Annotated in this window: 18 protein-coding genes and 1 pseudogene; 13 read left to right on the forward strand and 6 right to left on the reverse strand. The window is 33.2% G+C overall.

Going from position 1 to position 22,495, the window contains the following annotated elements; genetic code table 11:
• Positions 1-69: 69 nt before the first annotated feature.
• The 5 genes and pseudogenes from pip to STA7437_RS17915 all read left to right on the forward strand — a co-directional run bounded on the left by pip (position 70) and on the right by STA7437_RS17915 (position 3,556).
• Positions 70-1,023 carry a prolyl aminopeptidase gene (gene pip / locus STA7437_RS17900; RefSeq protein ID WP_015194800.1) on the forward strand — a complete coding sequence of 318 codons (954 nt, stop codon included), beginning with the start codon at positions 70-72 and terminating at the stop codon, positions 1,021-1,023.
• Between the two features lie 111 nt (positions 1,024-1,134).
• Positions 1,135-1,257: pseudogene (locus STA7437_RS27870) on the forward strand (type II toxin-antitoxin system HicA family toxin); the annotation flags it as partial.
• Positions 1,254-1,472 (forward strand): type II toxin-antitoxin system HicB family antitoxin, encoded by a 219-nt coding sequence (locus tag STA7437_RS17905; RefSeq protein ID WP_015194801.1) that lies wholly within the window; start codon positions 1,254-1,256, stop codon positions 1,470-1,472. The pseudogene STA7437_RS27870 and the gene STA7437_RS17905, both read left to right, overlap by 4 nt.
• A 38-nt stretch (positions 1,473-1,510) precedes the next feature.
• Entirely contained in the window at positions 1,511-2,176 is a 666-nt protein-coding gene (locus STA7437_RS17910; RefSeq protein WP_015194802.1) for a hypothetical protein, read from the forward strand.
• A 99-nt stretch (positions 2,177-2,275) separates the two neighbouring features.
• Positions 2,276-3,556: a TldD/PmbA family protein gene (locus tag STA7437_RS17915; RefSeq protein ID WP_015194803.1), complete on the forward strand. Its 1,281-nt coding sequence runs from the start codon at positions 2,276-2,278 to the stop codon at positions 3,554-3,556.
• A gap of 283 nt (positions 3,557-3,839) precedes the next feature.
• Here STA7437_RS17915 and STA7437_RS17920 read toward each other — a convergent pair whose 3' ends face one another.
• Genes STA7437_RS17920 through STA7437_RS17935 form a run of 4 tightly spaced genes read right to left on the reverse strand, consistent with a single transcriptional unit; the run spans position 3,840 to position 8,018 of the window.
• Positions 3,840-4,685 (reverse strand): glycosyltransferase family protein, encoded by an 846-nt coding sequence (locus tag STA7437_RS17920; RefSeq protein WP_015194804.1) that lies wholly within the window; start codon positions 4,683-4,685, stop codon positions 3,840-3,842.
• Between the two features lies 1 nt (position 4,686).
• Complete coding sequence (gene hpsO / locus STA7437_RS17925) at positions 4,687-5,856, reverse strand: hormogonium polysaccharide biosynthesis glycosyltransferase HpsO (RefSeq protein WP_015194805.1); 1,170 nt, start codon at positions 5,854-5,856, stop codon at positions 4,687-4,689.
• A gap of 17 nt (positions 5,857-5,873) precedes the next feature.
• Positions 5,874-6,884 (reverse strand): hormogonium polysaccharide biosynthesis glycosyltransferase HpsN, encoded by a 1,011-nt coding sequence (hpsN, locus tag STA7437_RS17930; RefSeq protein ID WP_015194806.1) that lies wholly within the window; start codon positions 6,882-6,884, stop codon positions 5,874-5,876.
• A 42-nt stretch (positions 6,885-6,926) separates the two neighbouring features.
• Positions 6,927-8,018 carry an acyltransferase family protein gene (locus STA7437_RS17935; protein WP_015194807.1) on the reverse strand — a complete coding sequence of 364 codons (1,092 nt, stop codon included), beginning with the start codon at positions 8,016-8,018 and terminating at the stop codon, positions 6,927-6,929.
• 336 nt (positions 8,019-8,354) lie between these two features.
• On the opposite strand from STA7437_RS17935, the gene STA7437_RS17940 reads away from it, so the two are divergent.
• From STA7437_RS17940 to STA7437_RS17950, 3 genes are all read left to right on the forward strand, one after another.
• A complete protein-coding gene (locus STA7437_RS17940; RefSeq protein WP_015194808.1) occupies positions 8,355-9,353 on the forward strand; it encodes a hypothetical protein in 999 nt (332 codons plus the stop codon).
• Positions 9,354-9,728: 375 nt separating this feature from the next.
• Complete coding sequence (locus tag STA7437_RS17945) at positions 9,729-10,688, forward strand: endonuclease/exonuclease/phosphatase family protein (RefSeq protein ID WP_015194810.1); 960 nt, start codon at positions 9,729-9,731, stop codon at positions 10,686-10,688.
• 363 nt (positions 10,689-11,051) lie between these two features.
• Positions 11,052-11,489: a L,D-transpeptidase gene (locus STA7437_RS17950; RefSeq protein ID WP_015194811.1), complete on the forward strand. Its 438-nt coding sequence runs from the start codon at positions 11,052-11,054 to the stop codon at positions 11,487-11,489.
• Here the strand turns inward: STA7437_RS17950 and hpsL are convergent.
• Positions 11,476-13,239 (reverse strand): hormogonium polysaccharide biosynthesis protein HpsL, encoded by a 1,764-nt coding sequence (gene hpsL / locus STA7437_RS17955; RefSeq protein ID WP_015194812.1) that lies wholly within the window; start codon positions 13,237-13,239, stop codon positions 11,476-11,478. The genes STA7437_RS17950 and hpsL overlap by 14 nt on opposite strands.
• Before the next feature lie 201 nt (positions 13,240-13,440).
• On the opposite strand from hpsL, the gene STA7437_RS17960 reads away from it, so the two are divergent.
• Entirely contained in the window at positions 13,441-14,490 is a 1,050-nt protein-coding gene (locus STA7437_RS17960; protein WP_015194813.1) for a mevalonate kinase family protein, read from the forward strand.
• Positions 14,491-14,645: 155 nt separating this feature from the next.
• Complete coding sequence (gene gatA, locus STA7437_RS17965; protein WP_015194814.1) at positions 14,646-16,100, forward strand: Asp-tRNA(Asn)/Glu-tRNA(Gln) amidotransferase subunit GatA; 1,455 nt, start codon at positions 14,646-14,648, stop codon at positions 16,098-16,100.
• Between the two features lie 143 nt (positions 16,101-16,243).
• On the opposite strand, the gene STA7437_RS17970 is transcribed toward gatA, so the two are convergent.
• Positions 16,244-16,444, reverse strand: a complete 201-nt coding sequence (locus tag STA7437_RS17970; protein WP_015194815.1) for a hypothetical protein — start codon at positions 16,442-16,444, stop codon at positions 16,244-16,246.
• A gap of 506 nt (positions 16,445-16,950) precedes the next feature.
• Here STA7437_RS17970 and STA7437_RS17975 point away from each other — a divergent pair.
• The 3 genes from STA7437_RS17975 to STA7437_RS17990 all read left to right on the forward strand — a co-directional run bounded on the left by STA7437_RS17975 (position 16,951) and on the right by STA7437_RS17990 (position 22,262).
• The gene (locus STA7437_RS17975) at positions 16,951-17,622 is read left to right on the forward strand and encodes a hypothetical protein (protein WP_015194816.1); all 672 of its coding nucleotides are present in this window, start codon (positions 16,951-16,953) and stop codon (positions 17,620-17,622) included.
• Between the two features lie 6 nt (positions 17,623-17,628).
• A complete protein-coding gene (locus STA7437_RS25910) occupies positions 17,629-19,830 on the forward strand; it encodes a glycosyltransferase (RefSeq protein WP_015194817.1) in 2,202 nt (733 codons plus the stop codon).
• A 431-nt stretch (positions 19,831-20,261) separates the two neighbouring features.
• Complete coding sequence (locus STA7437_RS17990; RefSeq protein ID WP_015194818.1) at positions 20,262-22,262, forward strand: WcbI family polysaccharide biosynthesis putative acetyltransferase; 2,001 nt, start codon at positions 20,262-20,264, stop codon at positions 22,260-22,262.
• The last annotated feature ends 233 nt before the right edge of the window (positions 22,263-22,495 follow it).

Raw genomic sequence — 22,495 nt, forward strand, 5'->3', positions numbered from 1 at the left:
ATTTTAGGATAACAATAGTTGAGGTAGAGACGTTAAATTTAACGTCTGTACGTTTGAACAGGGGTAGAAATGAGAGAATTATATCCGCCGATTGAACCTTATCATGAAGGGAAATTGCAGGTTTCTGAGTTACATACAATTCATTTTGAACAGTCTGGTAATCCTAATGGTAAACCAGTAATTTTTTTGCATGGTGGCCCTGGTGGTGGTATTACACCCATGTATCGGCAGTATTTCGAGCCAAATTTATGGCGCATTATTATTTTCGATCAACGTGGTTGCGGTCAAAGTACTCCCTATGCAGAGTTAAGGGAAAATACTACTTGGGATTTAGTGAGTGATATTGAAAAACTGAGAGAACATTTAGGTATTCAACAATGGGTTGTTTTTGGTGGTAGTTGGGGTAGTACCTTAGCCCTTGCTTATAGTCAAACTCATCCTAAAAGTTGTTTAGGTTTGATTTTACGGGGCATCTTTATGTTGCGTCCCCAAGAGTTACATTGGTTTTATCAGGAAGGGGCAAGTTATATTTTTCCCGATGCTTGGCAAGAGTATCTTAAACCAATTCGTGTTGAAGAACGTCACGATTTATTATCTGCTTATTACCGAAGATTGACTAGCGAAAATCTCCAGGTTCGTCTGGAAGCTGCCCGTGCTTGGTCGGTTTGGGAGGGAAGTACCAGCAAACTTTTTCCTTCAGAAAGTACGATTCAACGTTTTGGTGAAGCTGATTTTGCGGAGGCTTTTGCCCGTATTGAATGTCATTATTTTGTTAACAAGGGATTTTTTAAAACACCCAATCAACTATTAGACAATGTAGACCGCATTCGTCATCTACCCGCAGTCATCGTTCAAGGTAGATATGATGTGGTTTGTCCGATGATTACCGCTTGGGAATTACATCAAGCTTGGCAAGAAGCAGAATTTATCGTTGTTCCCGATGCAGGACATTCTATGAGTGAACCAGGAATTCGTACTGCTTTAATTGAGGCGAGCGATCACGTAGTGCGAGTCGTAGGCTGACCGCTTTGCTGCTACTTTGTAGTCGCTTTGCTTGTAGCAGAGATTAAGATTAATAGATAAAAAGTTTTGGTCTAATAAAAAACAGATGAAATTCTTGCTCTTAAAATCAAATTACTGAAGAAAACACTCACTATTCCAGGAAAAGATGGCGATGATGTACCAATTTACTTGGAAAAGCAGTTAGCTCACTTATTAAATGAACTTAAAAAATTAAGAGAGAATAAAGATTTATGAATCAATATAGCATGACTGTTCAATGGTCTGAAGAAGATCGGCTTTTTTTAGTAACAATTCCAGAGTTTGCAGAACGTGTTGTCATGCCTTGCACTTACGGTAGAACTCGTGAAGAAGCAATTCATAATGGAGAAGATGTAATTGAAATGTACTTGGAAGCTTGGCGAGCAGAAGGTGAATTAATCCCCGAACCAAATACGCTTCAAATTGCGTAATAACCCTATTTTAAATACATAACATTTAAAAATTTATAATGTCCATTGAAATTCAAGATGAATATGCGATCGCATTAGATAGCTTAATACCAACATTGAAAAGTTCATATGAGCAAATGAAGCTATCATGTTTTTCTAATGGTAGTTTTGATTATTCTCAAGCCATCATTAATCGGCTACGTGCCTTTTATCTTTTACAATTAGGAATAAAAGGTTTTCTTGATAAGAAAGTTGCTCAAGCGGGTTCAGACTTTTTTGTAGAAACAATTCTATTTTTTCTGAAGTTGTTCAATGATGTAGAAAAGCTTGGCTTTGAAATTAGATCGGAACAAGCTATAGAGCGTAAACGTAATGCTCTACGTCCTGATATAACAATTTGGAGTGGTACTGAATTACTTGCTGTAATAGAATGTAAAACACAACTTGGGTGGCATCGCCGTCAATGGGATTTTCATTTCAAAGATCGAGAGAATAAAATAAAAGCAGCATTTCCAAAGGCTCAAGTATTTCTGGTGGTAATGAGTGGTAGTAACTGGTCAGGATTTGGAGATGATCCCAGAGTTGGTCAACAATTATTTTGTTTACTAAAAAGTGGTATTTGGCCTACGAATTTATCTGTTAATTATGATGAAAATGTTTTAGAAACTAGGATTGAAAAGCTTTTTGCTCAACTTAGAAATTTGCGGTTTGATATTTCTGCATAGTTGTATAATAAGTTTCTGCTTCTCATCATTAGAGGCAAATATAGCATACTGGCTTTTTGTTGATAGATTATGAACTATAAACTATTAACTTAAATCTTTATGCAACAGCTAGAACAATTATTAGAACTGGCAAAACAAAAGGGTGCAACAGATGCGGAAGTGTATCAAGTGCGATCGCAATCTCGCCCAGTTTTTTTTGAAGGAAATCGCCTCAAACAGTTAGAAAGTTCTCAATCAGAAGGAACTGCGTTAAGAATTTGGCGTGATAATTGTCCTGGTTTAGCAGTAGCTTATGGACAGGTAGATGCAGAGACTTTGGTAGATAAAGCTTTAGCCCTTTCTCAATTAAATGAACCTGAAACTATTGAATTAACTGAAGCACGAACAGAGATTGTTGCTAATCAAGGTACGGTTTTACCTGTGGAAACTTTCATCGAAATGGGTCAAACTGCGATCGCAACTTTGCGTCAAGCTTATCCAGAAATTATTTGTTCGGCAGAATTTGAATGTGAAGAGGAAACTACTACTTTAATTAATTCTCGCGGGCTTTATTGTCAATATACTGATACTTCTTTAAGTTATTATCTCGGTGCAGAATTAGTTAGAGGAGAAGATTTTTTAGGTATCTATGACGGAGAATACAGTCGAGAAAAATTGAATCCCGAACAAATTGTTCAGCAAATTATTCAACGTCTTGACTGGGCAAAAAATAATACTAAAGCAATTACGGGTAAAGTACCTGTTCTCTTTACTGCCAATGCTGTTACTATGTTGTGGGGAACAGTTTCCGCAGCTTTGAATGGTAAACGAATCTTAGAAGGTTCTTCTCCTTGGAGTGAAAGCAAAGGTAAAGCAGTAGTTTCGGAATTAATTACTTTAACTCAACAACCAGATAAGGAACCCTATAGTTGCCCCTTTGATGATGAAGGTGTTGTCACTCAATCTCTTAATCTGATCGTAGGTGGCAGACTAGAACAATTTTACTGCGATCGCGCTATTGGTAGAGAATTAGGAATAGGTAGTACGGGTAATGGTTTTCGTCCTGGTTTAGGTAGTTATTCTACTCCTTCTTTAATTAATTTAATTGTTAAAGCTGGTCATGGTTCTTTATTCGATTTAATTAATCAGTTAAATAATGGCATCATTGTCGATCAAATTCTCGGTGGTGGTGCGGATATTTCTGGAGACTTTTCTATTAATATTGATTTGGGCTATCGTGTGAAAAATGGAGAGATAATAGGAAGGATTAAAGATACGATGATCGCAGGTAATGTATACACTGTTTTGAAGCAAGTCGTTGCTTTAGGTGAAGATTTAACTTGGAATGGTTCTTGTTATACTCCTTCAATGATTGTGTCAGGCTTATCGATAGTGGGTTAGGTCTAAAAGAACACTAAAAAACAACATTGCATTTAAAGTGGAAGAAAAGGGGCAAAGAAAAACCTATTATTAATAAATTCTCTGTTGCACCTCTGCGAAAATATCTTCTAATTTTTGACGATAACTGATAGCAGTTTTTACTTTCATAGATTACAGCAAACATTTAGATTTTTTAGATTGTTCATGGTTGATAGTTAACTAATAATTGTAGAGGCAATTCATGAATTGCCTCTACTGGTAACTGCTTTATGTTTGCACATAAGATAGAATTGCTATAGCATGCTTACTGAAAAATTAAACCGCTTTGAGAAAATTGTTCAATTAAAAATTCTTTGTGGAGAAAAATATTTTGCTCTTCGGGCGGTTTAGGTGCATTACTAGGAGCATCCTGAAGTAAATTGGAACTATATTGATTCAATTCTTTTAATAATTGAGTATCTCCTTTAGCATCTTTAGTTGCAGCAAAAGCTCTAATAATAGTATTTCCTGTTCTACCAATATAAGGATGAGTTAAATTAATTAATTTTATAGTAGATTGATGATTGATTTTTTCATAAGCTTTCCATAAAGTTAATTGATCGATATATTTGCTATCTTGGGGTTGTTCTAATAAATTCCAAAGTTGTAAAACCCATTCCTGAGTTAAAGCTTTAGCTGCCATAGTATTAGATAAACCGATAATATTCATAGTTAATCTTAAGGCTTCATGCTTCATTTTTGGTCTAGCAAAAATACAAAGATCGCCTTGTTCAAATAATTTGCCAAATTTGTTTAAATCTTTTCTAATAATTGTATCAGCATCTAATTGAAGTAAATTTTCTATATTGGGATTAGACCGCAGTTCATTAATAAAAAAGATTCGCCTAGCAATTGAATATAATCTTTGTTCATAGGCATGAGTAAATTCTTTATTTTCATGAATTATTTCTATATTTTTGAATTCCTGATATTCTTGTAAATTTTCTTCCTCAATATTAATAGCTAAAACTTTAACTTGAACTTGAGGAGAATTTTTAAGTAAAGAATTTAATAAAATTTTGCCATAATGAAGATATTTATCATCAAAACTAGTACTGACAGTAAGATGAGCATCTTGTGTCTTGAAGATATTCAATAAAGAATTAAACATATTAGGTTAATAATTGTTGATAAAATTCTAATTGTTGTTTTGCTAAAGCTGTATTAGTGTATTTAGTAATTACTCTTTGATATCCCATTTGAGAAAAGCGATCGCATAAATCTGGTTGCTCGATTAATTGTTTTAAATTGTGGGCTAAAGCTGTGGCATCTCCTTCTGGAAAAATTAAACCCGCATCACCAATTACATGAGGAATTTCTCCAGAATTAGAACCAATTACAGGAACTTGACAAGCCATTGCTTCGATTAAAACATGACCAAATTGTTCTTTCCAACCAGCAGCAGTTAAAGTTTTAAATTGATAAGTTGTTTCTGATGGTAAAACCAACACATTCATCAAATTAATATAATCAGGTACGCAGTCGTGAGGTACACTTTCAATGATAATTAATCTATCTTGTATTCCTGCTTCTCTAGCTTGCTGTTCAATTGTTTCTTTTAGTTCACCGCGACCTAGTAATAATAATTTCCAAGGCAAATAAGTAAGTGATGTTAAAGCTTTAATTAAAGTTAAAATTCCTTTTTCAGGTACAAATCTTCCCACAAATCCTATTACAAATTCGTGAGATTGAATCTTTAATTTTGCTGCTAATTCTGGTTGAGTACGAGCAGAAAATAATCGTTCATTTACTCCTAATTGAGGCATAATTTCTACTTGATTTTTATAACCATGTTCTCTCAAAATATCTGCTCCATCTTGATTACCTGCAATTAACCCATGTGTATGTTGAAGATTATATTTTTCTAGCCAATCAATTGGAAATTTGTTTTGATAAGGAAGATTCCACCAAGTAAAAAGAACATTTTTTGCTTTAAGTTTTAATAATTTGTTTAGAGTAATTAATTGAGCATAGCCTAAAGATTTTGCTCCTTGTTCAACCTGAATAATATTCGGTCGAAATTCTTTTAAAAGTTTGCTAATTCCTTTTCCAAAAGTAAGTAAGCCTTGATTATTTTGACTAAAATTTTGAAGAGGAACTACTCTAAAATTTTTATCTATTTTGGGCTTGGTTTCAATTAGTTTGTTTTGAACGCCTCCTGGTTGCCAAAACTTAGGTACAATTACTGTGACCTGAATTTCTGGCTTTAGTTTAGCAAGTTCTTTGAGTTTCTCACAATTAAGATCGACTATATAAGTATGGCTGGCAACTAAAATTTTCATAGATTTATTTATGATTTTTATAATTTTAGATCTGATGTTTTTAAGTCTCTTTTTGTATAAATTTGTCCGTCATCCCAAATCCCTTTAATTTGAGATGAAAGAGCATTTAAAAAACCTAACAAGAAAAAAAGACCACGAGTTAAAATTTTGAAGGAAGAACCACTTTTATTACAGGGAGGATGACCTAAAACATGACAATCAAATAACTTAATATATAAACGCAATTGCTCACCTAAAGTAAGATTTTTAAGTGCCATTAAAAAATGATTGTGATAAAAAGTAAATTGATATTCAAGCGATCGCGTGCTAATATCATGACAACCTCCTGTTTCTTCTCCTAGATGAACTAAATTCGCTTCGGGGTCATACCAAATCTGATAACCTGTTTTTCTTAATCGCAAACAAAAATCGGATTCTTCTCTGACTGCACTACCACGAAATCTTTCATCAAACCAAATATTATATTTAGTGAAAATTTCTTTTCTAAAAGACATATTACAACCCCTAACAGAAATAACTTGTTGAGGTTTAGTAGTATGAACCAAATCGATATGATACCAAGCAATACCTGGATCCATCGCTTCTGGTGGTAAATAATCAATCGTATAAGTAGAATGTTTTTGATTTTCCTGACAGGAATCAGCCAATTTCATGCGGTCAAAAACTCTTCCTGCTACCGCACCAATTGCTGGATTTTCTTGATAATTTTTAGCATGGGCTTTTAAATAGTTGGGCGGAAGTTCGATATCATCATCAATAAAAAGAATAATGTCTCCCTTTGCTCTTCTAATTCCATAATTTCTTGCTCCTGGTAGACTTGCCCAATCTAATTTTAACCACTGGATTTTGCCACTTTGATGAAGTTGTTCCAGATAATTATTAATTTCTGGTTCATGATTTTTGGTTTGATCGATCACTAAAACTTCAAAGTTATAATAATCTTGTTTTAAAACATCATCAATACTTTTTTTAAGAGGTTCTTCTCTACCATAAGTTGGAATAATAACAGAAATTTTAGCCGAATTCATAGTTACTCGTCTTTTTGTTTAATTATCAGTACTTACACTAATCTAAGCATTTTTATAAATATTCCCCATTAGTTTTCTAAACACAACATCTGTTTGAGTAAATAAATATACGTATAAACTTAAAATAATCATAACAATGCTGATTGTTATAACTAAAGATTGATAAGAATTTAAGTCGAATCGGTTAGCTACAAAATTTAATAAAACAAAAAATAATGGTTGATGAATTAAGTAAATTTGATAAGAATACAAACCGATTAATTGAAGCTTTTTCTCTACTAAAAATAATTTACTAGTTAATTGCTCACAAAAGTAGAACAATAATAAAAAAATTAAAGGAGTATAAAATAAATCTAAGCCTAATTTATAAAGAAAATCAAAATCTATTAGAGCAGCGTTTATTTGAATTATTAAACCTAAAAGACAAGCTATAATTGCTACTTGCCAATCTAAATTCCGAAAACTGTGATAGTTACTATAAATAAATCCCCAATAAATTCCTAGGCACAAAGGAAATATATAACTACTTAAAAAATTGTTTTGTAAAAAAAACCAATATAATTCCTGATTATCTGTAGCTCCTGCCCACCAACAAACTATTTTATTTAAAATACCTAAACTAATCCCTAGTAATAATATTTTCTTTGGTTTATTTTGAGTGATATATAGAAGTAATGGCATAACTAAATATGCTTGAATAATTACCGAAACAAACCAAAAACCAGGATTGATTAATTTAAATCTTTCATACCCAGGAAACCCAGATAAAATTAAAATCCAGTCACTAAAATTAATTGATTTTAAGGGATAACTAGCAATTAAATAAATAAAAATACTAAAGATTATAGCTAACCAATAAGTTGGATAAATTCTAATCACTCTTTGATTCAACCAAGTCAACCAAGAATAATTATTGAAATTAATTAATTTAGTTCCAATATGAAACCCCGATAATAAAAAAAATATATCTACTGCTGCAAATCCTACCTTGGCACCATGAACAGCCAGAAACTCTATTAAAGGAATGGATTTAGGATAATTTTGAAAAAAGTGAAAAAAAACAATTCCCAAAATAGCTAATCCTTTAATTTGATCAAGCCAAATTAATCTTTTTTTAGAAAGATTTTTATTCATGTTATTTAAAACTTTTTAAATTAAACAATTACTTATTAATCTTTAACCTCAACTAAACCGTGTCGACCATTATAGCCTTGGTAATTTAATTTGACAGTTAAACAACTACTAAGAAATTTATTAAATTTTGTAATAACATCTAATATTTCTAATCTAGTTTTCAAGCGATCGCTGTAAACTTATCGCTCAATAATTATTTTTTTTGTAAATTAGCAATTACCTCTTTACAATTTAGACAAGAAAGTTTATCGAAATATTCACATAAAAAAATATTAAATCCATGTATTGTTTTTGTTAAGCTTAAAATCTGATTATTAATTAACTAAATTATTTATTATGAAAACTCCTGTTTCTTTATGGATTCTTGTGGCAAGAACTGATGTGCCATATATGCTAAAAACTATTCCTCATCAAATTAGAGCTTGTAATTATCCTTTTGTAGAAAAAGTTTTAGCAATTGATACTGCTCCTTTGATAGGAGATAAACGTTACCGATATAACACAGGAAGTCAAGAACAATTAGAAACTGCTTGTCAAACTTTAGTAGAACAGGGAATAATTGATCGCATCGTTAAAATTGACTACAATCAAGCCTTAATCAAACAAATTTATACAAAATATTTTGGTCAACAGCAAGCTTTACAAATGCTAGACCATACTCATAATTGGAAAGGCTCGACAGTGTATGCTTCTCTTTATTGTTTAGAAGCTTCTGCTAGCAATTATTACTTACATTTTGATGCCGATATGCTGCTTTATCAAAACCCTAATTACGATTGGATTAGTGAAGCAATTAAACTAACAGAATCAGTTCCAACTATTGCAGCAATTCGACCTCGTTGTGGTCCTCCACATTTAGAAGGAAAAGCTTTTCATCCTCACACATTTAGTCAAGACGAAAGAGGTTTTTTAGCTCACAAGTTTTTTAGTATGCGAGCTTATCTACTCAATCGTAATCGTTTTGCCGAACTTTCTCCTATTCCTTTAATGTGGAAACATCGCCCTTTACTGTCTCGATACTTACCCCAACCATTACAATCAGTTGCTGCTAAATTAGAACGTCAATTAACTAGAAAAAAAGGGCCAGTCAAAGGAGCAATTGAATCTTTTGAACCCATGACTAGCAAAAAACTAGAAAAAACTGATTATATCAGGGCAGATTTGCTTAGTGACCAAGCTTGGACAATTCATCCTGCCAAACATACTCCTGAATTTATCGGTGCTTTATCTAATTTAATCGATGCGATCGAGCAAGGCAAATATCCTTCAGCACAAGCAGGACATTACGATCTTTTACTAAATGAATGGTTGAATTTTTTAGTCCTATCAAAATAATCAAATTAATCCCTAGTAAAAATAGTAGAACTGGTTGAGGATAAACCACCCGAAACCAATCGGGAATGGGACGAGTTTATGAAAGTTTGGGAAAATAGATCGATAAGGAGTTGAGGACAAACAATGAATGACGATCTAATTCCCTTTTTAGCTGGCGTAGCTTTTCTGATTCTTTATCTAGTATTTTCAGCTTGGACGGAGATGGGTACGAAGTTGCCTTGGAAGAAGTGAGATTCCACCTATCATCTGAGATGATTTAAAAGAGCTAGAGCAAAGTATTGAAGCATATACAAACTAACTGAATGAAAACTTAATTTTGCCGAATTGTTTGGCAGAAAGCTATAAATATATGAACACGACAGCTTGTTTGTATTTATGCTTCGTTACTTATTATTAAGCTTGATTATAGCTATAACTTTTATTGCTTTTTTTAGTTCTTATTTTGTCTGGAAATTAGTTTTAGAAATTTTCTCTCATTTTCAAGTTCAATATTTAATTATTTCGTTTATTTTATTTGCTTTCCTGATAATAATTAGTTCGTCATGGAAACTAATTACCATTGCTCTGTTCTGTATAGCAATAACATCTACGCAAATTTTATCTTTTTATATTCCTGCTTCTGCTCTATCGACTAATTCAGCTTCTAATCTAAAAATAATTAGCTCAAATGTTAATACACAGAACCACGAGTACGATAAATTAATATCTCTTGTAAGACAGACAAAACCAGACTTGGCTTTATTTATGGAAGTCGATAAAAACTGGACTGACAAATTAGATTCACTAAAAGATATACTGCCCTATTCTTTTGGAAGAGCTAATCCTTTTAATCTTGGTATAGTTATCTATAGTAAAATACCTTTGAATAATCCAACAATCAATCTATTTGGCACTTCTAAAAATTATACGATTTTGACAGATTTAAAGATAAATAAAAAAGTTATATCTTTAATAGCAACTCATCCATTACCACCTCTCAAACCATCATTTTTTCATTCTCGTAACTTGCAACTTAGTAAAATAAGTCAATACATAAAAAATCTACATAATCCAGTTATCGTGCTTGGGGATTTAAATACTACTATGTGGTCGCCTTATTATAAAAAGTTTATTAGAGATACAAAATTAATTAATGCTCGTAAAGGTTTTGGTATCTTACCTTCATGGCCGACAAGGACTACTTATAAAAATATTATTCCCGATTGGATGCAGCTAATGTTATCTATACCTATAGACCATTGTTTGGTAAGTCCAAAAATTAAAGTGGTTGATATTTATACTGGTTCTGCTATCGGCTCAGACCATTTACCTTTGATAGTTAAACTAACTATCTAGCGATCGCGTCTCCAATAAAAAAACCCAGTTATAGTTGTTTCAAATAAGAATGAAACATTTTTTCGGCTGAAAGCCTTTCATAGCGAGAAGAGGTTGTCTCACTCTAAATTGAAATGACTATACTATTTGTAGCAACAAATAAATAACTCAATCTAATTGAACCAAGTCAAAAAAAGTCTTCACAATTGATTCAAATTCTTTTGCTAGTTTAAAGTTAAGAGAAATCATAGATGCCCCTGTCTCAAGGAGGTTTGGGTCACTCCCAGAAAGGTAGGTGTAAGAGTATGAAAAACAGCTTTTTTTAGTCGTGTAATCCCTTATGTAATTAGTACGCTTGCAGCTTTAACCATTGGGGAATATTGGTTGCTTTCTAGTAGAGTATGGGCTAATACTAATACAACTCTAGAAAATATGATTGTCCAAAAAATGGACAACCTCAAGCATTCGGATCAAAATTGGATAGAAATCGATCTTTCCGACCAGCATTTATTTGCTTGGAAAGGTACAAATCAAATCTTTACGGCTATTATTTCTTCAGGTAAAGCGACAACACCAACTCATCCAGGAATTTACACTATTCAAAGAAAATATCCTCACGATAGAATGCGTGGTGTCGACTACGATCTTGCTGACGTTCCCAACGTACTTTACTTTGATCGCGGTTATGCTCTTCATGGTTCATACTGGCACAACAATTTTGGTACGCCTGTTAGCCATGGTTGCATTAATCTTCCCGTTAATAATGCTCAATGGTTATTTGATTGGACGACAGTAGGTACAGTTGTAATTATTCATCAATAGATGTGCTTGGTGAAGGCTCACCTTCACTTTTTTTTCGCTTGATTTTGTGACCTTGTTTAGAGTTTGCCTCGTTATCAATTTTTAATAAGGCTTGTTCTTGTTGATCGATCACAGGTAATTTTAAAAGTATCCCTGCAAACAACCAATAATAAACTGAAACTGGATCAGTATCTAACGGATACCAATAAGGAAAATAACTAATAATTAACAAAAATACCCAAAACCCTGCTGCAAAACTCCGAACACTTGGTGTTTTAACAGAGCGATAACTTTTAAAAGTAACAATAATTAAATGAGTCACAAAAATCATAAAAGTTAATAAACCAACATAGCCTGTTTCATATAAAACTTTGGGATGGTAGGTTTCGATTAAAGAAACAGAACCAAAAGAACGAGCAGAATTAGTTGCTGAACCTAAACCTCTACCCAAAAAACTTTTTTGTTGCCTAACTGCATAGTCAAATTGTTGTTGAATAAAAAGATGAGGAGGAGAAGTATTCCAACGACTGACAAAACTATCAACCCTTTGTTGAACTATGTCTGGATTAGAAGTAGCTACAATTCCTAAAATTAAAGCAAGTCCTATCCCAATCGGAATAAATCTTTTGAAATTGACTATTTGTCCTGTCAAAATCGATAAAATCACCACAGCAACTGGAACAATAGCCAAAGCTATTCTTTGTCCAGAAATAACTGCGTTAATAAATACTAGTGCCAAACCTGCCAAACCAGTAGTTCGCCACAAAAAAGATGTATCAGTAAAAGCAACCGTAAAAGTGATAAAACTATTGCCAATCAAAAACCAAGCCCAGTGCCAAGGTGAAACAAATGTTCCAGGTAAACGAATTTGTCCTTGAGAAGGACTGTATAGCAAAGAGCCACCAACAAAACATTTAGCATCGATACTAGCTTTAAACAAATCCGAAGCTACAGCATTTCTAGTTCCAGCACAGATACCTGTAGCTAACATAGAATACTGAATTAAACCTAAAGTACAGCAGATAATAGCCAAGACAACTAATAATCTGCCCAGGAAAAAAAGTTGTTTTTTAGTGTCAATTAAATAATAGGCACAGAAAATTAAAGGAATGTAACCTAGAAAAACTTTTAACCCTAAAATACCTTGCAAAAAAGGAATTCCTTCTTTACAAGGAGTTCTAATCACAAGACCTGTTTTTGGATTGAGAAGTAAAGAACCATCTGGAGCGCGAAGCAGTTTCTCATATTCACTCAAATCACTACAATAGGGCAAGAATTGTTGACTTCCATTGACTAAAAATAAAGTCATTAAAGCAAAAGCCAACAGAATAGCTAAAGTAATAATTAATTGCTTTTTGACGATAATTGGTTTACGCCTACGTCTACACTCTTGAATTAGAGCAAGCAGAGCAGGAAAATAAAATAAGTCTTTACTCAACTGAAATAAAGCATTTCCACCACCAATCCAATATGTAACTGTGCCACTAAAAGGCATATAAATTAGAAAAAACCAAAGAGATTGTCGAGGATAGCAATAAGAAAGAATTAAACTGGGGATAATTAAAGTAACAATTAAACCAATTTTAAGATCAACTATAAATGCTAAAGGTAAACCAATTACACAGCCAATTAAAATACAAATAACAGATAAATTGATTAATTTTTGTCTTGCTTGTCTTGCTTTACGTTTCTGAATTAATCTTTCTTTAAGACTTAAGCTAGGTTTGATAGTCTGGGATTTTTGTTTTCCTCGACGTTTTGTTTTGACCATGACGGATTTAATTAATTCGGTTCTTGGCAATAAATAACAATAATTGACTTATTTTCTGAACTAGTCTTGCTCTGTTTATTTCAGACAAGGTATGTTTGAGCAAGACAATGAATTAGCTTTTCCTCCAAGCAATAATCTGTATCAATCTTGTCTCATGTTTTTCTTAATGCCAACCGCACTAATCATTTATGAAAAAATATTATGAAGTTGTTTGTTCCAGGTCGTCTTTGTTTATTTGGTGAGCATAGTGATTGGGCCGGTGAATATCGCTTGCAAAATCCTTATTTATTACCAGGAATTGCTTTAGTTGTTGGCACAAATCAAGGCATTTATGGTGAAATTAAACCTCATCCTCAGCAATTAATTGTACGCATACCTGCTGATTTAGAAGTTACTCAGAAGATGCTGCAATTACCAATGAAGCAAGACGTTTTGGAAGCAGAAGCTAGTCGCGGAGGCTGGTTTAGTTATGTGGCAGGAGTGGCTTGTAAAGCTTTAACTAAATATCAAGTTGGAGGGCTAGAAATTGACAATTATTTAATCGATTTGCCCATTAAAAAAGGACTATCTTCTAGTGCAGCTATTTGTGTATTGGTAGCAAGAGCTTTTAATCAATTATATAATCTTAACCTAACGGTTCAAGAGGAAATGGAATTAGCTTATCGAGGAGAAAGAAGTACCCCAAGTCAGTGCGGTAGAATGGATCAAGCTTGTGCCTATGGTCATCAACCAATTTTAATGACTTTTGATGGCAGCTTAGTTACGGTTAAGTCGATTAGTGTTGGTTGTGATTTGTATTTGGTTATAGTTGACTTAGCAGGTAGTAAAAATACTCAGCTAATTCTTCAACAACTTAATCAATGTTACCCAATCGCTCGTAATACTATTCAAGAAAATGTGCAACAATATTTAAGTCAGATCAATACTCAAATTACTCAAGCAGCAGCGATCGCATTAGAACAGGGTGATAGCGCAGAATTGGGTAATTTAATGATACAAGCACAAAAAGCTTTTGACCGCTATGTCATGCCTGCTTGTCCATCTCAATTAACTGCTCCAATTCTTCATCAACTTTTGAATGAGCAATCAATTCAACCTTATATTTTTGGCGGTAAAGGAGTAGGTTCTCAAGGTGATGGCACTGCACAATTTATTGCCAAAGATTACCAAACTCAACAGCAACTAATTGAGCTTATTACTAACAAATTTCCATCGATGAAATGTCTACCACTGACTCTTAAAGCGAGTTGAATAATTAAATTCTCATTCCTAAACCAATGTTTTTCAAAGCTTATCTCTGTGTTTAGGAAGAAAACTGTTCCACTGGTAGCAGCATTTTGTTAAATTGTCATAGGCAAGTCTATTAAAGATTAAGTATAAATTTAACTACATTTTAAGGTAAGCCTATGGCATCGATACGGGAATACCATCAACAATTGGTCAGTAAAGAACGTTCTGCTGTAGAAATTGCAACAGAATATATGCAACGCATTGAAACCTTAGAACCAAAAGTGCGAGCTTTTTTGTCTGTTACTGCCGATTTAGCTTTCTCCAAAGCTAAGCAAGTAGATGCCAAAATTGCAGCAGGGGAAGAAATTGGTTTGCTAGAAGGCATCCCGACAGCAATCAAAGATAATATGTGTACCAAAGGAATTAAAACAACCTGCGGTTCGCAGATTTTAGCTAATTTTGTGCCTCCTTATGAGTCTACTGTGACCCAAAAGTTACAACAAGCTGGAGTTGTGGTAGTAGGAAAAACTAACCTTGATGAGTTTGCGATGGGTAGTTCTACAGAGAACTCTGGGTTTCAAGTTACTGCTAATCCTTGGGATTTAGAACGAGTTCCTGGCGGTTCTTCTGGTGGTTCGGCAGCAGCAGTAGCAGCAGCAGAATGTGTAGTTGCTTTGGGTTCGGATACAGGAGGATCGATTCGTCAACCAGCTTCTCTGTGTGGTGTGGTAGGATTAAAACCAACTTACGGTTTAGTCTCTCGGTTTGGTTTGGTTGCTTACGCTTCTTCTTTGGATCAGATTGGTCCTTTTGCTCGTACCGTCGAAGATGCAGCAATTTTACTAAGTGCGATCGCAGGATACGATCCTTCGGATTCTACCAGTCTTAAAGTAGAAATTCCTGACTATACTCAATTTTTACAACCTACTCTCAAAAAGGGTTTAAAGGTAGGAATCATCACCGAAACCTTTGGTGAAGGTTTAGATGCCACTGTAGCAGCAACTGTCAGAAATGCGATCGCTAAATTGCAAGAACTTGGTGCAGAAATCAAAGAAATTTCTTGTCCTAGATTCCGTTATGGTTTACCTGCTTATTATATTATTGCTCCTTCAGAAGCATCCGCTAATCTAGCTCGTTATGATGCTGTTAAATATGGTTTACGTCAAGAAGCAGATAATTTGGTAGGGATGTATTCTACTACTCGTGCGACGGGTTTTGGTACAGAAGTCAAACGTAGAATCATGCTAGGTACTTATGCTCTTTCTGCTGGTTACTATGATGCTTATTATCTCAAAGCGCAAAAAGTTCGTACTCTGATTAAGCAAGATTTTGAACAGGCATTTGAGGAAGTAGATGTGTTGGTATGTCCGACTTCACCAACTACTGCGTTTAAAGCAGGGGAAAAAACAGCCGATCCTCTTAGTATGTATTTATCTGATTTAATGACTATTCCTGTTAACTTAGCTGGACTACCTGGAATGAGTATTCCTTGTGGTTTTGATGATCAAGGTTTACCAATTGGGATGCAGTTGATTGGAAATGTATTACGTGAAGATATTTTATTTCACGTTGCTCATGCTTACGAACAAGCGACTGAATGGCACAAACAGCAACCAAATATACTCAGCTAATTAATTAAATTTCAGGGGAAGCGATTTTATCTTAGTAATTTTCCCCTGACTTTTGTTTACTTATCTCAAGTCCGTTTAATTAATTAAACAAAAACTTTTGACTTCTTTTTCTTCAAAGTGTAAGTATTCAACCAAACTCGATTTTAAAATTCGTCGGGAATAACCCATTGAGGTGGTGCAGTAAGTTTTTTCATTCTAGCAATCTCTGCAATTTCAAGCATTTGATCTAACGAAGTTTCGTCAATAAATTTAGAAGCTTCTTCACGGTATTCTTGATTAGGACAGCGATCGCCTAAAAGACAACCGTTAAGACAATCTACTGCACAGTTAACATTAGTTTCCATTGTCTCTATTTTGAGCTATTTAACAGCTATTCAATCTGTAGGCATTGTAATATAGCAATTCTATTTGAGTCATGAAAATTGTTAAAGAGGAAAGGCAGGAGGCAGAAGTTATTTTCACAAATGATTTAGGACCGCTATATGTTTTCTTTTTTTCAGTAGAAAGCTACACAAACGATAGCGTTTTTCAAACAAGTGAAATACATCTAAAACAGTGATCAATCAACAATCAACAAAAATTAAGAACTTGACTGTACTTAATTAATCTGAAAATAACTATAAATGTATTTTTAAATACATATTTGGAGAAAATTTTTTTGATTAATATATGTTTGCAATTATGATAAAAAAGTTTAACTAAAAGTAAACAAAAGTTGCCTTATTTTTCAAGTAATTTTGTAATTTTTAATAAATCGATTCAATCTAAATTAAAAGCCTGAACTAGACTTATGAAGGAATTGCGCCAATCAGTTTTTAGTTAACTGAATAAATACTTAAGGAGTAGAAAATTGAATTTACTGCTAGGAATATCTAATTGGTTATCGGGTGGTGCTTTATATCGTTACCAAAAACAATACGAGTCAACTCAACTTAAACTGAGAAATACTCTATCAGAGTTAGAAGTTCTCAGCGAACATTTTTATCAAACTCAACAGGAATTAGAGCAAACGAAAACTAAGTTACAAACTGTCCAATCTGAATTAGAAATTGCTCAATTAGAATGGTATAAAAATTCTGCTCAAAAACAAACAAATAATGATTGGTTAACCCACGTTAATCAGTCTGCCAAAATTATGGCTGTAAACTATTTATCTTTAATAGATACTAACGCTTTATGGGGATTTAATCTAAGTTCACCACAAGTAGATCAGAAAATTAATGGTGGTGCAATTGTAGTCAAAGGTTGGATTTTAGGAAAAAAAGCTCAAGTTAAATGCTTAAAAATAAGTTGTAATCAACAAATTCTTGCAGAAATTCCTGTTAACCTCCCCAGTGGATGGCTAGCCAAAAAATTTCCTCGTCTTCCCGAAGCCCAAAATAGTTATTTTGAAACTGCTATTACAATTAGTGGCGCACCTGAGCAAGCTGAGTTATTAATAGAAGCGATTTTTGTAGATCGAAGTTATCTTCCCCTAGCAACTTTCCAATTTCAAAATTTAGCTTTAGTTGCTGTTGGTTAAAAAGTCATGAAAATTAATTGGTTTTGCCCCCTCCCACCTGAAAAAACTGATATCGCTCACTATACGGCTAGGATTCTCAAAGAATTAAGTCAAAGAGCAGAAATTACTCTCTGGACTGATAAGCAAGTTTGGTTACCAGAATTAGAAGAGTATGGGCGAGTCATTCATTATCATCCTGAGCATTTATCTGATTCAGATTTCAAGAATGCTGATGTCAATATTTATCACATTGGTAATAATCAAGAATTTCATGGTTCGATTTGGCAAGTAAGTCGTCGTTATCCAGGAATTGTGGTTATTCACGATGTCAATTTGCATTATTTATTTACTTGTTTGTATCCTCGGTATTTAGAAGAAGGTACTGCGGATCGCAATGCTTATGTAGAATTAATGCTCAATAGTCATGGTGTCCATTGCCAACAAGATTTAAATAAATTTTTTGCTGGTAAACTAGATTGGAGTACGATCGCAGAACGTTATCCTCTTACTTTTGCAGCCGTAGAAAATGCTTTGGGGGTAATTGTTCACACTCAAGACGCTTACAATATTTTTACCAAAGATCGTAGATGTAAATGTCCTGTACTTTATTCTCCCTTACCTTATCCAGCTACTCCAATTCAGTCTGTCAGTAGAGATGAAACTATTTCTCGTCCTCCCTATCGTCTGATTGTGTTTGGATATTTGGGAGGGTTGTACCGTCGCGTACAGTCGGTATTAGAAGCTTTGGGAGGAATGGCAGCAAAAAATGCCTTTCATCTAGATATTTATGGACAAATTTGGGATGAAGACTATATTCGGGGACTAATCCAAAAATTTGGTTTAGAAAATGAGGTTACTCTTCATGGTTATGTGGAAGAAACAGAATTAGATCAAGCAATGGCTAACGCAGATCTGGCTTTCAATTTGCGTTATCCTACTGGAGGGGAAGCTTCTGGAAGTCAAATGCGGATTTGGAGTCATGGACTTCCTAGTTTAGTAACTCGGATTGGTTGGTACGCAGAGTTACCAGAAGATGCGGTGGTTTTTGTGAGTCATGACCGCGAAATTGCTGATTTAAAAGAACAATTACGCAATTTTTTGAACAATCCTGCTAAATTTGCTCAAATCGGTCAAAAAGGTCAACAGGTTTTAGCCAAACAACACCATCCTGATTTTTATAGCCGTAAAGTGGTGGAATTTGCTAAGGTAGTTGGTTTTTCTTGGCAAGTTAACCAATCCAGACTCAGTTTAGCTGTTGCTTCATCTCCTCAAGTTAGTGTAATTATTCCTACTTACAATTGTAGTCGTTATTTGAAAAAAGCGATCGCAAGTGTTTTGGAGCAAACCTACACTGATTATGAGTTAATTGTAGTCGATGATGGTTCGACGGATAATACTCAAGCAGTTTTACAACCACTACGCGATCGCATACGTTATACTAGCTTCCAACATAATCAAGGAATCTCGGTAGCACGCAATCGAGGCATTGAAATTGCTAGAGGAAATTTAATTACTTTTCTTGATGCTGATAATTGGTTATTACCTCATGCTTTGGAAGTACAAGTCAATTATTTTGCCCACCGTGCCAATGTGGGGATAATTAATAGTGGATTTAATATGATTAATAATCAAGGTGAAATCTTGAGAGAAATTAAACCTTGGTTACAATATCCTGAATTAAATTTAGCAACTTGGCTAACTCTTAAACCTATGTTAGCTAATACCATTATGGTGAGACGCGAATGGTTAGAATGGGCTGGAGGTTTAGATACAAATTTCCCTTACGCGGATGATCTTAATTTGATTTTTCGTTTGGCTTTGATGAATTGTCAAGCAGCTTGGTTACCTGAAATAACTGTATGTTGTCGTCAACCGAATAAAGATTTTATTCATCATACTCCTAAGAAAGCTAAATACACTGAAATAGCACTTAAAAATGTATTTAACCAAGGAAATTTACCTCAACCAGTGAAATCTTGTAAAAAACAAATTTTGTATCAAAGTTTCGTTTGGTTAGCTTGGAACTTATATCAAACTGGAAACAGTCATGAAGAAGCCGAATATTTACAAAAATCTCTAGAGTTTACTGATGATAAACCTGAAGAAATCATCTTTAATTGGGTAGAACATTTTAATAATTTTGCCTTCGATTATGGCTATGATTTTGATGCTTATGAATTTAGTAGCCAACCCGAATGGAAACAACTTTTACGTTCTATCCTAATTTAATAATTTCTAGCGTCCTTAGTGAAAAAATAGAAACCTAAAATGTTAAATCTGAGCAGAAGTTTTAAAAATATTCAATAAATTCCGAAGCTTTCTTCTCTTTTTAGAATATCAAGTCCGTTAACCCGTCATAATAACTTTGCTTCCTTCTAACTTCGGCCTTACCTTACCGATAACATAACTATTAAACAGGATATGATATAAGCTTTTTCGCATCTGTACAAAACTAAAAAATTTTAGTAATTAAGCTCATAACTTTTTTGTCAGTTGTAGCAATTTTCTGTTGTTTGTTTAAAGTTTAAACTTTTGAAATAATAATTGAGTTAAATAGATATACAAATTAAATTACATATAAAAAAAATAATTAACTAACTTTTGCCCTCTGCCTTCTGACAATAACCTATGTTAACAAATCTTAGAGGATTGCTATAGTTATGCAAGAAAGCAAAAAAAAACTTTGTTTAATATATGCTAACTGTCAAAGAGATCTGATCAAATCTCATTTAGAACTCTCTGAAGAAGTGCTAGCTAATTATCAGTTTGTTAGTATTCCTTATCATTTTAAGGCGATTCAGAATAACTTTGTCATCCCAGAAGAAATATTAACTAAAACTGGTTTATTTATTTATCAACCGATCGCAGATACTTACGGACAACAAAGTACAGCAAGTATTATTAGTAGATTACCAGCTAATTGTCACAAAATTTCTTTTCCTTATATTTATTTTAAAGGTTATCATCCTCAGTTTACTAAACTAGATAGTCAGAACTTACAACAAAGGTTTATTAATGATGGTTCTAATTTAAATGATGCTAATATTATTCGTTTGGTTAAGCAAGGCTACACTAATGAAGAAATTATTCAATTAATTAGAGATAAAAATTTCTACACTTCAGAATTTTTACAACATAATGTAAATCAGACTCTTCAAGAATTATCTCAAAGAGAACAAGTTACCGACATCAAAATTGTTGATTTTATCCGCCGTCATTATCAACAACATTATTTATTTTATATTCCTGCTCATCCATCTAATCTGATCGGATTAAAAGTAACCAACCAAATTTTAGCTAAACTCAATTTTAATCTTTTAATTAACGCTCATCCCGAAGAACAATTAGCAACTTTTAAAATTCCAATTTATCCTAGTGTAATTAATCATTTGAATTTACATTTTATTAGTGATAGCACTAAATATAAACCATTAGCTTTACTCAATGATGAGTTAGATTTTAATACTTGTTCGCAACAATATATAGAATCTTATCGTCGAGTTTTAGCCGAAGAAAAGCAAGCTATTACTAATAACTTATCTTTATCAACTACCTCCATAAAATCCGTGAACAATTCTCCTTTTCGTATCTCTGTGATTGGTGGCTCTAATTCTCTGATGAGAAACGGTTACACTAAATATTTATCTGATCATCTTGCTCAAGCTATCGAACGTCCAGTTATCCTTAATTATTTTGCCTTGGGAGGAGTTACAAATCTTTTTGGAGCAATTCAAAATATCAGAAATAATGTTCCTCAAAAAAGTGATTTAATTTTGTTTGAATATTGTGTTAACGACCGTAAAGCAATTAATCAAGGTAAATATTCGATTAAATTGGCGGGTAGAGCTTTAGAAGGTTTTATTAGAAGAAGCAAAACAATTAATCCTAATTGTCGGATTATTATTTTAATTTTTGGTACTAATAGTTCTGATTACTATGATAATTGTTGCCAGGTATCAGCTTTATATGAAGCGATCGCAAAACGGTATGAGATTCCTGTAATTAATATCTCGGAAATTTTATTAAAAACTGAAGGAATAAAATTTATTAAATCTTTGTATGAACCTAAAGATAATGCTCATTACTCTAAAGAAAAAGGAGTACAAATAGTTTCACAAATTATTACCCAAGAAATTATCAACAGAAGTTTGTTATCTCAACCAATTCGTAAGTTAGAAGATTGCTATCGGATTTATGCTAATAACTTACAATACTTAAAATTTACCAGGAAGTTCCAACCACAATCTTTATGTGGTAATTACGAACAATCAGTGTTCAAAAATAGTTTGTTTAATGAATCAATTTACACCTTAAAACAAGGCTCAACTCTGAGGCTAAATCTTAAAGGACAACTTTTAGGATTAATTATTAAATCTGATTGGTATGATGGTTTTTTTCAAGTTAAATTTGGTGAACAAAGTCTTGTTACTAGTTCTTTTTCAGAATGGGTTCAATCACCAGAATCAGCCAATCTTAATTTAATTACTTTACCTTACCAAAAATTTTCTTTCTCCAAAGAACCTCAATCTTTATCTATTTCTGTGTGTCCAAACCCACCAGAGAAATTTGAGTTAGATTGGCATAAAGTACTACCTCAAGTATCACCTGCTAACTGGAAATTAAGTATAGCTGGAATTGCTTATTTAGGAGAAATAATTTAATTGTTTTTGTTTAAGGTAGAAAATAAAATTTAGTTTGTTTTAAGTTATAGCAATACGTTTTTGGGTTAAAACATGATATTTTTTGTCTGTATGATTCATGAATCTTATTTTTGTTTAGTCTTGCTATATTTAAAAGATTTATAATTAAACAATATTAAACTGGGATCAATTTTTCAAATTAATCCCAAAGCTCTTGCTAAGTTTGAATTTGTCAAAAATATTAAACTTGTAGA

Origin of the sequence: Stanieria cyanosphaera PCC 7437 (assembly GCF_000317575.1) — a bacterium.
Taxonomy (GTDB): Bacteria; Cyanobacteriota; Cyanobacteriia; order Cyanobacteriales; family Xenococcaceae; genus Stanieria; species Stanieria cyanosphaera.